Here is a 15,588-nt window from a genome sequence, read left to right as displayed (position 1 = left end):
ATGAGGACTGACCGAGTCCTTGGTGGTGCCGTCGTCCTGATCGTGGCCTTGGCGACGACCTCGGGAGTCGTCGCGTCGCGTCGGGAGGCCTCGTCCGTGACCGCCGGTGGACCGGTCGCCGCGGTGCAGACGTACCTGCGGGCCGTCGTGGACGGTCGCCTCGCGGAGGCCGGGCGCTGGATCGACCCGGACGGAGAGTGCGCGCCGTCGGACCTCGTGCCGGAGAACCTCGGCTTCGGCGGCGGCGACGTCGACGTCCGGGCCGACCTCGTCAGCGCCAGCACCGCCGGCTCCACGGCGACCGTGGAGGTCGACCTCTCGTTCGGGGGAGGCGCGCTCGACCCCTTCGGGTCGCCTGACGGCGGCCGTCGGCTCTTCGAGCTTCGCACCGTGGGCGGTGTCTGGCGTCTCACCGGCATGCCGTGGCCGCTCGTCAACTGCACCTCAGGAGGCTGACATGCTCGTCCCGCTCGCCATCGCGATCATCGTCCTCGTCGTCGCTGTGCTGGGCGGTCGACGGGCGCTGTCCCACGACGCACCCCGCATCACGGAAGGCTCGTCGATCCGCCGCTTCTTCACCTACGTGGTGCTCTTCGGGCTGCTCATGGTGGCGGGGGACGGCGTCGCGGGGCTGCTCTCCCGCGTCGTCGACGTCAGGACGGAGACGGACTTCCTCGACGACCTGTTGGCGCAGCAGACGGCGTTCGCCGTCGTCGGAGTGCCGCTGTTCGTGGTGCTGGCCGCGTGGACGAGGAGCCGCGTCAGAGGTGACGACGCCGAGGCCACGTCGCGGGGGCTCGCCCTGTACCTGACCGCTGCCTCGGTCGTGCCCCTCGTGCTGACGGTGACGGCGCTGCAGTCCACGGTCGCGTGGGCGTTGGACGTCCCGTTCGACAGCGGCTCGCACTTCGCGGAGATCCTCGTCTGGGGCACCGTGTGGCTCACCCACCAGTGGGTCGAACGCCGCCTCGTCGGGGCGGGTGTGCTCACACGGGCCGGATTCCTCGGCGCGACCATCGGGCTCGCGGTCTCGGCGGCCGGCGCGGTCATGCTCCTCGGCGGCCTCCTCTCCCGGGCCCTCCAGATCTCCGAGGTGGCCGACCCCGGGCAGCCGTCGCTGCTGCAGGCCGGTGCCGCGACGCTGGTGGCAGGCCTGCCCGTGTGGCTCGTGTGCTGGGTGCTGCGGGTGCGTGGCCTCCAGCGGCTGACCCTGTGGCACGCCTACGTGCTGCTCGTCGGTGTCGCGGGCGGCCTGCTCACTGCAGTCGTCGGCGCGAGCGTGGCTCTCGACCGGCTCGTCGTGTGGCTGGTCCGGGGAGCGGACGCGGCCTCGGCGCCGGGTGAGCTCGCTGCGCTGCCCGTCGGGCTCGGGGCCGTCGTCGTCGGCGGGCTGGTCTGGGTCCACCACCGCGGCGTCGTACGCGTCAGCGGCCAGACGGGACGCACCGAGGTGCGCCGCGCCTACGACTACCTGCTCGCCGGAGTGGGGCTCCTCGCCGCCTCCGTCGGGCTCGTGGTGATGGTCGTCGCCGGCATCGAGGGCCTCGCCGGCGCCGACGTGCCGCTCGTGGGCGGCGGCAGGCCGCTCGACACCGTCATCGCGGCCGCCACCCTTCTCGCGGTGGGCGGCCCGGTCTGGTGGGTGTTCTGGCACCGTGTGCAGCGCGCGGTGGTGAGCGACCCGGTGGGGGAGCGCCGGTCGAGCAGCCGTCGCGTCTACGTCCTGCTGCTCTTCGGCGTCGCCGGCGTGGTGGCGGTCGGTGCGCTGCTCGCCGGCGTCGCCGGCGCCCTGCAGGACGGGTTCGCCGGCACCCTCGGCCCGCAGACCCTCCAGGCGGTGCGCTACCCGATCGCCCTGCTCGTGACGGCAGGGCTGCTGGCGGCCTACCACTGGACGGTCTACCGCGACGACCGCGTGGTGCGCGCCGAGCGCCGGCACGGTCCTCGGCGGGTCGTCCTCGTGGGGCCGGCCGATCCCGACGTGGTGCGAGCCCTGCGCGAGCGCACGGGCGGCACCGCGACCCTCATGGCGCGCACCGACATGGCGGCGGCGCCGTGGTCCGTCGAGGCCCTGGACGCGGCGCTGCACGACCTGCCGGATGCCGCCGTGGTCGTCGTCGCGGACGAACGCGGTGACCTGCACACGATCCCGGTCTCGCTGCCCTGACGCGCAACGGCACCCGCGGACGGGTGCTCGTGCGCGTCAGGGGATCGGGAGCTCCTGGAGCACGACCTTCTTGCCCGTGCTGCGCTGCGACAGGTCGGCCAGCGCCTGCCGCACCGTCTTCGAGAACAGGTGGGCTCCCTTGATGGTGGGGTGCACCCGGTCGGACTGGACCTGCTCCGGATGCGCCCGGATCGCGTCGGCCCAGTCGGCGACGACGACGTTGGGGCGGCCGCGGGCGACGAGCCCGAGAGTGGCGTTGTCGGAGTCGATGCGGGCGAAGGGCCCCATGACGTTGACGAGGACGACCATCCGACGGGGCCCCAGCGCGTCGAGCACCTTGTTCACGGCGTCGGCGTCGACGCCGGCGTTGGTGCCGAAGGCGAGGATGACGGCCCGACGGTTGCCGTCCCCCCGGGCCGTGACCTCGGTGAGGCCGTCGGACCAGCGGCGGTTGGACTTCGCGTCGATGCGGATGCCCGGGAAGTAGTAGCGCAGCGCCTGCAGGCTGCCGACCATGATGGAGTCGCCGTACGCGTCGATCTCGGGTCCGGTGGGCATCGTGAACGACGCCGTGACGGCGCCCGCCGCACCTGCCGACCCGGTCGTCGTCGGTGCCGGGGCCGAGGCAGCGCCCGACGGGTTCGCAGCGACACCCTTCGCGCCGTCGGAGCCGGTGGGAGCACCTGACGGCGTGCCCGAGCGGGCATCCGACTGGGCGTCCGACTGGGCGTCCGACTCGGCGGCTGCCTCGTTGGCCGCGAGCATCCGTGCCGTCTCGCTCATGTCGGGAGCGGTGATGACGACGACGGCGGTGACCACGGCCACGCCTGCCGCGACGCCGGCGACGACCTGCTTGCCGCGCCGCGTCAGCGAGGTCGCGCTCGCGCGCAGGCTGGAGGCGACGCCGCGGAAGCCGAGCGTTCGGAAGGGCGCCTCGACGAAGCGGTAGGTGAGGTCGGCGAGGGCCAGGGTGACGAGCACGCACCAGACGCGCGTCAGCAGGTGCGACATCGTGCCGGGCGCCGAGGGGTTGTCGAGCGCGACGAGGAGGATGACCGGCCAGTGCCAGAGGTAGATGGAGTAGGACCGCGCCCCGACCCAGCCCGCCACCGGGTGGCGCACCACCCGCTGGAGCGCGGTGACCCCTTCGGGCCGACGCTCGAGGACGCCCATCATGACCACGGCCGTGGCCACCGTCGCGACGGCGATGCCACCGCGGAAGGCGAGCGACGACTGCTCGTCGAGCAGGGCCATCTCCGCGAGCAGCACGACGCCGGCCAGCGGGACGGCATACCGGCCCGGGCGGCCCCAGCGCGACGGTGCCACCCACATCGCCAGCTGCGGGCTCGCCCACGCGAAGGCGAGCGCGGCCCCGGCCATGAGGCCCATGACGTGCGTGTCGGTGCCGTAGTAGACGCGGGTCGCGTCGGTGCCCGGCGTGAAGAGCAACGCCATGAGCACGGTCGAGGCCGCGCCGATGGTGAGGGCCACGCCCACCCGGATGCGGCTCGACACCGCCAGCAGGCCCAGCGTCAGCAGCGGCCAGGCGAGGTAGAACTGCTCCTCGACGGCGAGGGACCAGAAGTTCATGAACAGCTGGGGGGCGGTCTGGTCGAAGTAGCTGGTGCCTGCGGTGACCTCCAGCCAGTTCGTCGAGAAGGTGAGCGCCCCGACCATCTGCCGCCCGACGTCGACGAGGAGGTCCTGGCTGACGAGCCGAGCGATGAGCACGCTCGTCAGGACGCAGAGGAGCAGGGCCGGCAGCAGCCGCCGGGCGCGACGCACCCAGAACTGCCCCAGCGCTATGCGGCCGGTGCGGTGGTGCTCGCGCACGAGGAGCGTGGTGATGAGGAAGCCCGACACGACGAAGAAGACGTCGACGCCGAGGAAGCCGCCCGGCAGCCACGAGGCGTTGAGGTGGTAGACGAGCACCCCTGCGATCGCGAGCGCGCGGAGGCCGTCGAGGCCCTCGATACGAGCGGGACGGCCACGCCCGGAGGAAGGGGTCGCCCCCTTGGCCGTGTCGGCGGTCTGACTCGTGCCAGCCGCCCGAGAAATCGCCGACGCCGTCACGTCGCTCCTTCCGTGGGCCCCGGTGAGCTGACTCACCTTCGTGCCTGCCGTGAGCATAGTGACGCACGGGGCTGACGTCGCGGCGCCACGCGGCACGTCCACGAGCGCGCTGCAGGCGGCATACCGTGTCTGCGTGGGCAGCGAGACGGTGCGGGTGACGATGTTCGTGCGGGGGAGCGTCCAGGGGGTGGGCTTCCGATGGTGGACCCGCGCCCGCGCGCTCGAGCTCGGGCTCGTCGGTCACGCCCGCAACACCGCCGACGGGCGGGTGGAGGTGGTCGCGCAGGGCAGCGTCGCCGCGGTCGAGCGACTGGAGGCGCTGCTGCGCGAGGACCCCTCGACGACACGCCGCCCGGGCCGGGTCGACTCCGTCGTCGTGCAGCAGGGCGTTCCGAGGGACGGAACCTCCGGGTTCGTCGAGCGTTGACCCGCCTAGGCTGGCCGGCGTGAGCGACGTGCCAGAGGTCCCAGCCGAGCTCGCCCGGCTGCGCAGCAGCATCGACAACATCGACGCTGCGCTCGTCCACCTGCTAGCCGAGCGCTTCAAGTGCACGCAGCAGGTCGGCCAGCTCAAGGCGGAGCACCACCTGCCCGCGGCCGACCCGGCCCGCGAGGAGCGGCAGATCGCGCGGCTCCGGGCGCTCGCCAAGGACGCCGGGCTCGACCCGGTCTTCGCCGAGTCGTTCCTGAACTTCATCATCGCCGAGGTCATCCACCACCACGAGCGCATCGCCAATGGCGACGAGTGATCCCGGGCGCGGGCCGACCTAGTAGAGCGTCGCGTCCTGCCGCGCGTCGAGGGCTCTGTCGTACGCCGCCGCCTCCTCGTCGGAGGCGAAGCCGCCCGCCTCGCGGGTCATGTCGCCCGCCGTGGGCAACGTCTTCGGGTCGACGCGGGACTCGTTGTCCCACAAACGGCTTCGCTTGACCGCCCGGGCGCACTGGAAGTAGACGCGCTCCACGGTGACGACGAGGACCGACGCCGGGAGTCGGCCCCTCACCTCGTGGCGGGCCAGCTCGACGGGGTCGGTCGAGATCACAGCGGTGCCGCGGACGCGCAGCTCCTCGCCCAGCCCCGGGACGAGGAACAGCAGTCCCACGCGAGGGTCGACGACGACGTTGCGCAGGGTGTCGAGCCGGTTGTTGCCGCGTCGGTCGGGGATGACGATGGTGTGCTCGTCGCGCACGACGACGAACCCGGGCTGGTCGCCGCGTGGCGACTGGTCCAGGCCACCGTCGCCCACCGTCGAGACGACGACGAACGGCGAGGCCGCGATGATCCGGGCGTGGCTGGGCGTGAGCACCGGGGACTCCTTGGCGAGCGAGTTCGGCGCAGGGGGAGTCGGGTAGAGCTCGAGCAGCCGCTCGGCCGTGGTCACGGTGTGCGGGTCGGCAGGGGCCTGGTGCTCGTTCACCCGCCCACGGTATGCCGCCCGACCCCTCCTCACGCCGCTCGCCTCCCGGGGGTCGGGCGTCCCGGCTAGTACGCTGACCGGGATCGTCGCCGCAGGACACCGAAGGAACCCCACGTTCGTGTACGTCAAGAGCCTCACCCTGAAGGGCTTCAAGTCCTTCGCATCGGCGACCCACCTGCGCCTCGAGCCCGGCATCACGTGCATCGTCGGCCCGAACGGCTCCGGCAAGAGCAACGTCGTCGACGCGCTCGCGTGGGTGATGGGGGAGCAGGGCGCCAAGTCGCTGCGCGGCGGCAAGATGGAGGACGTCATCTTCGCCGGCACGTCGGGCCGGGCCCCGCTCGGCCGCGCCGAGGTCGCGCTCACCATCGACAACACCGACGGTGCGCTGCCGATCGACTACACCGAGGTGACGATCGCCCGCACGATGTTCCGCAACGGCGGGTCCGAGTACGCCATCAACGGCACCCCCTGCCGCCTGCTCGACGTGCAGGAGCTGCTCTCCGACAGCGGCATCGGCCGCGAGATGCACGTCATCGTCGGCCAGGGCCAGCTCGACACGGTGCTGCGGGCCACCCCCGAGGAGCGCCGCGGCTTCATCGAGGAGGCCGCCGGTGTGCTCAAGCACCGCAAGCGCAAGGAGCGCGCCCTCCGCAAGCTCGAGACGATGGAGGCCAACCTCACCCGCGTGCACGACCTCACGGGTGAGATCCGGCGCCAGCTCGGTCCGCTCGGCCGCCAGGCCGAGACGGCCCGCAAGGCCGCCGTCATCCAGACCGACGCCCGCGACGCCCGCCTGCGCCTGCTCGCCGACGACCTCGTCCAGCTCACCTCGACCCTCGAGCAGGAGGTCGCCGACGAGTCCGCCCTCATCGAGCGGCGTGCAGAGGTCGAGGAGTCGATCGCAGAGCTCGCCACGCGCCTCGGCTCGCTCGAGGAGGCGGCCGAGGCGGCCCGTCCCGCGCTCACCCGGGCGCAGGACGAGTACGTCGCCCTCGGGCGCCTGGTGGAGCGGATGGCCTCCACGCGCTCGCTCGCGGCCGAACGCGTACGCCTGCTCAGCGAGGACGACGAGCCCGAGCAGTCCGGCCAGAGCCGCGACCCGGAGCAGCTGCGAGCCCAGGCCGCCGAGGTGCGCGAGCAGGAGGCGTTCCTGCTCGAGGAGATCGCCGAGGCCCAGGCCGCACTCGAGGACGCCGTCGCCAGTCGGGCGGACGCCGAGCGCGGCTACGCCGAGGAGACCACGCGACTGCAGCGTGAGGCCCGGGCCGCGGCCGACCGCCGCGAGGGACTCGCCAAGCTGGGCGGTCAGGTGGGCGCCAAGGCGTCCCGCATCGAGGCCCGCGAGGCCGAGGTCGGTCGCCTGCGCAGCACCATCGAGGCGGCCCAGGCCCGGGCCGCCGAGGCCGAGCGCGAGTTCTCGCGCCTCGAGGCCGGTGTCGCCCAGGACGAGGAGGGCGAGGAGGGTCTCGACACCGCCTACGAGGAGGCCGCCGCGCGCCTCGATGCGGCCGAGGCCGAGCTGGCCCGCTGGAAGGAGGCCGAGGCCACCGCCGAGCGGGCCCGCACCACCGCTGCCGCGCGGGTCGAGGCCCTCGGCCTCAGCCTCAGCCGCAAGGACGGCGCGGCCGCCCTGCTCGCAGCTGCCGACGACGGCCACGAGATCCTCGGCTCCGTCGCCTCGCTCGTCACCGTCGAGGCCGGCCTCGAGAACGCCGTCGCCGCTGCCCTCGGCTCGGCCGCCGAGGCGCTCGCCGTCGGCTCCCTCGGCGCGGCTGCCGCTGCGCTCGAGTCGCTGCGCGAGGGCGACCACGGCCGGGCGAGCCTGCTCGTCGCCGAGTCGGCCGGTGCAGTCGACCACTCCGGCTGGCCGACGCTCCCCGGCGGCTCCCGGTGGGCTCGCGACGTCGTCGAGTGCCCCGCCTCCGTGCGTCCCGCCCTCGACCAGGTGCTCGAGCGCGTCGCCCTCGTGCCCGACGGCGCCACCGCCCGCGAGGTCGTGCGCACCCACCGCGGCGTCACCGCCGTCACCCGCGTCGGCGACGTCTATGCCCCCGGGGCCGTGCGCGGTGGCAGCAACGCCGCGCCGAGCCTCATCGAGCTGCAGGCCGCCCTCGACGAGGCCAAGGACGCCATGGCCCGCGCCACGCGCGAGGGCGAGGAGGCCCGGTTCCGGGTTGCCGGCGCCGAGTCGACCCGTGCCGAGCTGGCCGATGCCGTGGAGGCCGCGCTGGAGCGGCTCAACGAGAGCGACGCCCGCATGGCGGCCATCGCCGAGAAGCTCGGCTCGCTGGGGCAGACCCTGCGAGCAGCGCGAGCCGAGGTCGAGCGCACCGAGAAGGCCATCGCCGACGCGACCGCGGCGCTCGAGGCCGACCAGGCCGAGCACGCAGAGCTGACCGAGCGTCTCGAGGCGGCGAGCGGCGAGGGCGACTTCGTCGACGAGCCGTCCACCGACGAGCGCGACCGGCTCGAGGCCGTCGCCCGCGAGTCCCGCGCCGCCGAGACCGAGCTGCGGCTCGCGCTGCGCACCCGCGAGGAGCGTGCTCGCGCGCTCAAGGACCGCGCCGACGCGCTCGAGCGCGGCGCCCTGCACGAGGAGCAGGCCCGGGAGCGCCTCGCCGAGAAGCGCGCCCGGCGCCAGCGCGAGGCGGCCGTCGCCGGAGCCGTGCGCACCGCCGCCGAGTGGGCCCATAGGCTCCTCGCCGAGTCGGCCGACGAGGCCGGCCGCGCCCGCGCCGCAGGCGAGGCCGAGCGCACCGAGCGCGACGCCGAGCTCGCCGTGGTCCGCCGCGACATCGGCGTGCTGCAGGCCGAGCTGCGCGAGCTGACCGACACCGTGCACCGCGACGAGGTCGCCCGCACGCAGCAGCGCCTGCGCATCGAGCAGCTGCAGACCAAGGCGGTCGAGGAGCTCGGCATCGCACCGTCCGACCTCGTCGAGGAGTTCGGGCCGCACCAGCTCGTGCCGATCGTGCCCGATCCCGATGCCGACCCCGACGCGCCGCAGCCCGACCCCGTCCCGTTCGTGCGCGATGCGCAGGAGAAGCGGCTGCGGCAGGCCGAGCGCAAGCTCAATGCCCTGGGCCGGATCAACCCCCTTGCGCTGGAGGAGTTCTCGGCCCTCGAGGAGCGACACAAGTTCCTCACCGAGCAGCTCGAGGACCTCAAGAACTCCAAGCGCGACCTGCTCGACATCGTCAAGGAGGTCGACGAGCGCGTCGAGCGCGTCTTCGCCGAGGCGTTCGAGGACACCGCGGTGCAGTTCGAGCGCGTCTTCCAGCGGCTCTTCCCCGGCGGTGAGGGGCGTCTCGTCCTCACCGACCCGTCGAACATGCTGACCACCGGTCTCGAGGTCGAGGCCCGCCCGCCGGGCAAGAAGATCAAGCGGCTCTCGCTGCTCTCGGGTGGAGAGCGCTCGCTCGTCGCGGTGGCCCTGCTCGTGTCGATCTTCAAGGCGCGCCCCTCGCCCTTCTACATCATGGACGAGGTCGAGGCCGCCCTCGACGATGCCAACCTGGGCCGCCTCATCACGCTCTTCGAGGAGCTGCGCGACAGCTCCCAGCTCATCGTCATCACGCACCAGAAGAAGACGATGGAGATCGCCGACGCCCTCTACGGCGTCAGCATGCGCGGCGACGGCGTCACGACGGTCGTCTCGCAGCGCCTGCGCGACGTGGCCGACCGGCCGGCCTGACCCGGCGGCATACGGCAGGGCCGACCGCAACGGGGCGGGTCGGCCATCGCCCGCGCCCCGACCCAGCGCGTTTCGGGTTGCCAAATCGTCACACTGTGCTATTTGCATCACACGGGCCTCATGCGTCACTCTTGTCACATGGTCTTCCTGGTCATCTCGATGCTCGTCGTCACCGTGCTGGCCGTGGCCGTCGTCGGCGTCGTCGCGGTGCCGGCCCATCGGGGCGGTCGCGACGTCCTCACCGCCAAGGGAGAGGCCATCGCCGAGGACGCCCGCCGGCGCGCAGGCGGCGTGGTCCGCCGCACCGACGCCCGTATGCCGTAGCGACGGACCCTCGAGGGAGGGCCCCGCGCCCGCTCGCTCAGCTCGCCGCGGTCGGCGTCCGGTCAGCGGTGACGCACAGCCTCCGTCCGGCGGGGCGCGTCCGACAGGCCGCGCGCCCGCGCTCGCCGGAGCAGCCCGCTCGTCCCTGATGGTTGGATGGCTGACGTGGACACAGTCTTGATCTTCGTCATCATCGGCGTCGTCATCCTCGCGGGAGCGGTCGCCTACGGCGTCAACCTCGTGCGGGGTCGCGCCGGCCGCACCGTCGAGCGGGAGGCGCCACCTGCTGCGCCGGGCCTGCCTGCCGAGGACCTCGACCGCAGACCACCCACCGACTCGACCGACACCGTCGCGCCACCTGCGTCGGCAGGCGCCCCGGCCCCGGCTCCCGAGACGGTGGCTCCGGAGGCGCCGACCGCGCCCCCGGCGCCGCCCGAGCCGGCCGTCGAGCGGCCCGAGTCCGCGCGCGGCCGGTTGCAGCGGCTCCGGGCTCGCCTCGCCCGCTCCAACTCCTCGATCGGGCAGGGACTGCTCGCCCTGCTGTCGCGCGGCCGCCTCGACGAGGAGACGTGGGAAGAGGTCGAGGACACCCTCATCGGCTCCGACCTCGGGGTCGAGGCCACGACCCAGCTCGTCGACTCCCTGCGCACCAAGGTCAAGGTCGACGGCACCACCGACGAGGCCACGGTCCGCGGCTGGCTGCGCGACGAGCTCCTCGCCCTCGTCCAGCCCGACATGGACCGCCGCATCGCCAGCAGCCGGGTCGGCGACCGGCCGGCCGTGATCCTCGTCGTCGGTGTCAACGGCACCGGCAAGACGACGACGGTGGGCAAGCTCGCGCGCGTGCTCGTGGCGGAGGACCGCGAGGTGATCCTCGGCGCGGCCGACACCTTCCGGGCCGCGGCCGCCGACCAGCTCGAGACCTGGGGCGCCCGGGTGGGCGTGCCCACCGTCCGGTCCGACAAGGACGGCGCCGACCCCGCCGCCGTCGCCTTCGACGCCGTCAAGGCCGGCATCGAGGAGGAGGTCGACGTCGTCATCATCGACACGGCCGGTCGCCTCCACAACAAGGTCGGCCTGATGGACGAGCTCGGCAAGGTCAAACGCGTCATCGAGAAGCAGAGCGAGATCGACGAGGTGCTGCTCGTCCTCGACGCGACGACCGGCCAGAACGGCCTGCAGCAGGCCAAGGTCTTCTCCGAGGCCGTCGACGTCACGGGCATCGTGCTCACCAAGCTCGACGGCACCGCGAAGGGCGGCATCGTCATCGCGGTCCAGCGCCAGCTCGGCGTGCCGGTCAAGCTGGTCGGCCTGGGGGAGGGCCCCGACGACCTCGCCCCCTTCGACCCTGAGGCCTTCGTCGACGCCATCGTCATGTAGCGGGAGCACGCCCAGCCAGAGCACGTAGGCCGACCCGGCGGCCTACGTGCTCTTGGCATGTCCGCTGGTCGGTCATGCCATCCACGATGTGGACGCCCGTGTGGCGGGAAACCATCCGCTAACACCGCTCGGGTGTTGTTGACACGGCTGTAACAAACGGAGCGCGCCCGTGAAACGGCCCGTCTCCAGACTCCTCGCATGACAACAGCACTGATGCCCTTCGCGGCAGAACCACCAGTGATCAACGAGGCCGCGACCGCATTCATGCTCATCGCGTCCTCGATGGTCCTCCTGATGACGCCCGGACTCGCCCTCTTCTACGGCGGCATGACCCGGAGCAAGTCCGTCCTCAACATGATGATGATGAGCTTCGGCGCCATGGCCGTCGTCGGCATCGTCTACGTGCTGTGGGGCTACTCGATGTCGTTCGGCAACCTGCAGGACGGCGGCAGCGACATCGCGGGCATCTTCGCGAACCCGTTCCACCTCTTCGGGCTCAGCCAGCTGGCCGGTGAGGACGGCGCGAGGCTCATCGACCCGTTCGGAGTCGGAGTCTTCATCCCCGAGTACATCTACGCGGGCTTCCAGCTCACGTTCGCGGTCATCACCGTCGCCCTCATCAGCGGCGCCATCGCCGACCGCGTCAAGTTCGGCACCTGGATCACCTTCGCCGTCATCTGGGTCACCGTCGTCTACTTCCCGATCGCCCACATGGTGTGGGGCGGCGGCCTGCTCTCGGGTGCCGAGGGTGGCCTGTCGGCCAAGCTCTTCGGCGTCACCGACGGTCTCGCGAGCGTCCTGCCGATCGACTTCGCCGGTGGCACGGTCGTGCACATCAACGCCGGTGCGGCGGGCCTGGCCCTCGCGCTCGTCGTCGGCAAGCGCCTCGGCTTCGGCAAGGTCGCGATGCGTCCGCACAACCTGCCGCTCGTCATGATCGGTGCCGGCCTGCTGTGGTTCGGCTGGTTCGGCTTCAACGCCGGCTCGGAGCTCGCGGCCGACGGCGTCGCCTCGTCCGTGTGGCTCAACACGACCGTCGCCACCTGCGCCGCGGCCATCGGCTGGCTCGTCGTGGAGAAGATCCGTGACGGCCACGCGACCTCGCTGGGCGCGGCGTCCGGTGTCGTCGCCGGTCTCGTCGCCATCACCCCGGCCTGTGGCGCCCTGTCGCCCGTCGGCTCGATCATCCTCGGTGTCGTCGCCGGTGGCCTCTCGGCCCTGGCCGTCGGCCTCAAGTACAAGTTCGGCTACGACGACTCGCTCGACGTCGTCGGCGTCCACCTCGTCGCCGGCCTCTGGGGCACCGTCGGTGCCGGCCTGCTCGCCACGAAGACCGGCCTCTTCTACGGCGGCGGCTGGCAGCAGACCGTGCTGCAGGTCCTCATCGCCGTCATCTCCCTCGTCCTCTCGTTCGTGCTGACCTACGTCATCGCGGTGGCCCTGAAGGCCACGCTCGGCTGGAGGATCTCCGACGACGCCGAGTCCGAGGGCATCGACCAGGCCGTCCACGCCGAGTCCGGGTACGAGATCGGTGGCTTCCCCGCCTCCGGGGGCCGCACCACCCGTCCCGCCATCAGCACCGCTTCGCAGGTCGAAGGAGCCAACGCATGAAGCTCATCACCGCCATCATCAAGCCCCACCAGCTCGACGAGGTGAAGGAGGCCCTCGAGGCCTTCGGGGTGGCCGGCATGACCATCAGCGAGGCCAGCGGCTACGGCCGCCAGCGCGGCCACAGCGAGGTCTACCGCGGCGCCGAGTACACCGTCGACTTCGTGCCGAAGGTGCGCCTCGAGGTCCTGGTCGACGACGTCGACTCGTCCGACGTCCTGGAAGTCATCCTCAAGGCGGCCCAGACCGGCCGCATCGGCGACGGCAAGATCTGGGCCGTCCCGGTCGACGAGGTGGTGCGGGTCCGCACCGGCGAGCGTGGTGTCGACGCCCTCTGAGGTGTCGGGCCACCGCGCACCACCTGCACCACCGCGCGCCACCTGCACGACCAGCACGACACGTACACACGCAACTCGAGGGGACGGCGAGACCTGACATGACGGATGTGACCACCCGACGTCTGGACCTCGCCGGCACCCGCACCTTCGCGACGCCCGGCGCCGGCCAGACCCGGCGCCGGGCGCTCGCCGAGTTCGGCTTCGGCTGGCTCCAGGAGCTGTGGCGCGAGGCGTGCGCCGGCCGACGGCACGAGGGCGTGGCCCTCGCTGCCGTCGGCTCGCTCGCGCGCGGCGACGGGGGGCCGCTCAGCGACTACGACCTCGTCCTCGTGCACCACCCGCGGGGCCTGTCGGGCAAGGAGGTCGGTGCCTTCGCCGACAAGCTCTGGTACCCGATCTGGGACGCCGGGGTCCGGCTGGACCACAGCGTCCGCACCGTGGCCGACTGCCGTGCCGTCGCCTCCGACGACCTCTCCGCCGCGGTCGGTCTGCTCGACCTCACGCACGTCGCGGGTGACGCCGACGTCGTGAACGCCGCCCGCTCCACCGTCGCGCACGACTGGCGGGCCAACGCCCGCACCCGGCTCGGCGAGATGCAGGAGTCGGTCATCCAGCGGCACGCGCGCCAGGGCGACCTCGCCCACCTCATCGAGCCCGACCTCAAGGAGGCGCACGGCGGCCTGCGCGACATGTCGGTGCTCCGCGCGCTGACCGCGGCGTGGCTGACCGACCGTCCGCACGGCGAGGTCGACGAGGCGTACGAACGCATCCTCGACGTGCGCGACGCGATCCACGTCGTCACGGGCCGCGGCCGCGACCGGCTGACCCGCGACGACCAGGACGCGTGTGCCGCCCTGCTCGGCTACACCGACGCCGACGACCTGCTCACCGATCTCTCGACGTCCGCCCGCACCATTGCGTATGCCGTCGACGGCACCCTCCGCCGGGCCATGCAGTCCCAGCGCGCCAGGACGCTGCGGGTCGGTCCCCGGCGCCCGCAGCTGGCCCCGCTCGGCTACGGCCTCTACCGGCACGACGGAGAGGCGGTGCTCGGGCCGTCGGCCGACCTCGCGTCGGACCCGATCATCCCGCTGCGCGCCGCCGTCGTCGCGGCCCGGGGCGGCATACCGCTGTCGCCGACCACGCTGAAGAACCTGGCGGCACAGGCGCCCCCGATGCCCGAGCCGTGGCCCGAGGTCGCGCGCAACCTCTTCGCCGACCTCCTCGCCGCCGGCCCCGGCCTCGTCACCGTCTGGGAGGGGCTCGACCTCGCGGGCGTCGTCGAGCGGTGGATCCCCGAATGGAAGGCGGTGCGAAGCCGCCCTCAGCGCAACGCCGTCCACCGGCACACGGTCGACCGCCACCTCATCGAGACCGTCGTCGCCGCGAGCGGCATGGTGCGCGACGTCTCGAGGCCCGACCTGCTCATGCTCGCCGCGGTGCTCCACGACATCGGCAAGGTGCCCGGCGCGCAGGACCACTCCGCCACCGGTGCCGACCTGGCCGACGACGTGCTGCAGCGCATCGGCGTCGCCGAGGCCGACCGCCGCACCGTGGTCCGGCTCGTGCGCGAGCACCTGACCCTCGTCGAGCTGGCCACCCGCCGCGACCCCGAGGACCCGGCGACCATCGCCGCCCTCTCGGCCGCCGTCGACGGGTCGGCGACGACGCTCGACCTCCTTCGCGCCCTCACCGAGGCGGACGCGTCAGCAGCCGGCCCGAAGGCCTGGAGCGACTGGCGGGCCGGGCTCGTCCAGCGTCTCTACGAGGCCTGCCGGACGGCGCTCACCGCCCAGGCAGAGACGGAGGGACCCCTCGTCGTGGAACCGATCGAGACCTTGCAGCTCTCCGACGACGCGCTCGACCGGGTCGCGTCGGGAGAGCCCTACGTGACGGTGACCTCGCTCGGCGGGGCCCACCGCATCGACATCATCGACCGCGACCGCGCCGGCCTGTTCGCCGACACCGCGGGCCTGCTCGCCGCGCACGGCTTCGTCGTGCGCTCGGCCATCGTCCGAACCGTCGACGGTCTCGCCGTCAACGAGTGGTGGGTCGACTCGCCGGGTGGCGAGACGCCGCTGCCGACCGTCATCTCACGCGACCTGACCCGCGTCGCGAGCGGTGACCGCTCGCCGCTCGGCAAGCTGCAGCGGCGCCGGTCTGCCGGGGTCCGCAGCCCCGGGTCGGGGTCGGTCGACTCGACACGGGCGATGGTGATCAGCAGCGCGTCCGACACCGCCACCGTCATCGAGGTGCGAGCCACCGACCGCACGGGCCTGCTGCAGGACATCGGCATCACGCTCGCCAGGGCCTCGCTGTCGGTGCGGTCGGCGCACATCGCGACGTATGCCGGCCAGACGCTCGACACCTTCTACGTCACAGAGTTCGGGGGCGGGCAGCTCGCCCCGGCCCGGGCCGCGCAGGCGGTCGCGATGATCATCGACACCTGCGACGGCGCCTGAGCTCTCACTGGTGGACCGTGGGGTGTGACAAGGGCAGAGTTCTTGTCGCACTACCGGTGTCGTCGAGTCACTGCCGGGCTGAGCGAGCCGCCCTGCTTTCGGGGACGGCCTGACTGAGAGTCGC

General features: G+C 72.8%; 12 protein-coding genes. 10 read left to right on the top strand and 2 right to left on the bottom strand.

The features are described 5' to 3' along the window. Together ACXR8F_RS00060 and ACXR8F_RS00055 are read left to right on the top strand one after the other, a co-directional pair. On the top strand, window positions 1–456 hold the full coding sequence (locus tag ACXR8F_RS00060; RefSeq protein ID WP_458798278.1) for a hypothetical protein: 456 nt from the start codon (window positions 1–3) through the stop codon (window positions 454–456). A 1-nt stretch (window position 457) separates the two neighbouring features. Next, window positions 458–2,167: a DUF5671 domain-containing protein gene (locus ACXR8F_RS00055; RefSeq protein ID WP_458798277.1), complete on the top strand. Its 1,710-nt coding sequence runs from the start codon at window positions 458–460 to the stop codon at window positions 2,165–2,167. 36 nt (window positions 2,168–2,203) lie between these two features. Here ACXR8F_RS00055 and ACXR8F_RS00050 read toward each other — a convergent pair whose 3' ends face one another. Next, window positions 2,204–4,276 carry an acyltransferase family protein gene (locus ACXR8F_RS00050; RefSeq protein WP_458798276.1) on the bottom strand — a complete coding sequence of 691 codons (2,073 nt, stop codon included), beginning with the start codon at window positions 4,274–4,276 and terminating at the stop codon, window positions 2,204–2,206. Between the two features lie 13 nt (window positions 4,277–4,289). Between ACXR8F_RS00050 and ACXR8F_RS00045 the strand changes: the two genes are divergently transcribed. Next, a complete protein-coding gene (locus ACXR8F_RS00045; protein WP_458798275.1) occupies window positions 4,290–4,667 on the top strand; it encodes an acylphosphatase in 378 nt (125 codons plus the stop codon). A gap of 19 nt (window positions 4,668–4,686) precedes the next feature. Further along, window positions 4,687–4,989: a chorismate mutase gene (locus ACXR8F_RS00040; protein ID WP_045191656.1), complete on the top strand. Its 303-nt coding sequence runs from the start codon at window positions 4,687–4,689 to the stop codon at window positions 4,987–4,989. Between the two features lie 18 nt (window positions 4,990–5,007). Here ACXR8F_RS00040 and ACXR8F_RS00035 read toward each other — a convergent pair whose 3' ends face one another. Beyond that, window positions 5,008–5,655 carry an MSMEG_1061 family FMN-dependent PPOX-type flavoprotein gene (locus ACXR8F_RS00035; RefSeq protein WP_458798274.1) on the bottom strand — a complete coding sequence of 216 codons (648 nt, stop codon included), beginning with the start codon at window positions 5,653–5,655 and terminating at the stop codon, window positions 5,008–5,010. A 118-nt stretch (window positions 5,656–5,773) separates the two neighbouring features. Between ACXR8F_RS00035 and smc the strand changes: the two genes are divergently transcribed. From smc to ACXR8F_RS00005, 6 genes are all read left to right on the top strand, one after another. Next, window positions 5,774–9,352 (top strand): chromosome segregation protein SMC, encoded by a 3,579-nt coding sequence (smc, locus tag ACXR8F_RS00030; RefSeq protein ID WP_458798273.1) that lies wholly within the window; start codon window positions 5,774–5,776, stop codon window positions 9,350–9,352. Between the two features lie 138 nt (window positions 9,353–9,490). Beyond that, window positions 9,491–9,676 carry a hypothetical protein gene (locus tag ACXR8F_RS00025; RefSeq protein WP_458798272.1) on the top strand — a complete coding sequence of 62 codons (186 nt, stop codon included), beginning with the start codon at window positions 9,491–9,493 and terminating at the stop codon, window positions 9,674–9,676. Between the two features lie 156 nt (window positions 9,677–9,832). Continuing rightward, complete coding sequence (gene ftsY / locus ACXR8F_RS00020) at window positions 9,833–11,056, top strand: signal recognition particle-docking protein FtsY (RefSeq protein ID WP_458798271.1); 1,224 nt, start codon at window positions 9,833–9,835, stop codon at window positions 11,054–11,056. A 198-nt stretch (window positions 11,057–11,254) separates the two neighbouring features. After that, window positions 11,255–12,667, top strand: coding sequence for an ammonium transporter (locus tag ACXR8F_RS00015; protein WP_045191661.1), 1,413 nt, complete (start codon window positions 11,255–11,257; stop codon window positions 12,665–12,667). Next, window positions 12,664–13,002 (top strand): P-II family nitrogen regulator, encoded by a 339-nt coding sequence (locus ACXR8F_RS00010; protein WP_030146673.1) that lies wholly within the window; start codon window positions 12,664–12,666, stop codon window positions 13,000–13,002. The genes ACXR8F_RS00015 and ACXR8F_RS00010 overlap by 4 nt, the downstream gene beginning before the upstream one ends. Before the next feature lie 98 nt (window positions 13,003–13,100). Beyond that, window positions 13,101–15,464: a [protein-PII] uridylyltransferase gene (locus ACXR8F_RS00005; protein ID WP_045191662.1), complete on the top strand. Its 2,364-nt coding sequence runs from the start codon at window positions 13,101–13,103 to the stop codon at window positions 15,462–15,464. The last annotated feature ends 124 nt before the right edge of the window (window positions 15,465–15,588 follow it).

It is taken from the genome of Terrabacter sp. AAH1 (assembly GCF_054456855.1).
This window is presented reverse-complemented; position numbering and strand designations above follow the sequence as displayed.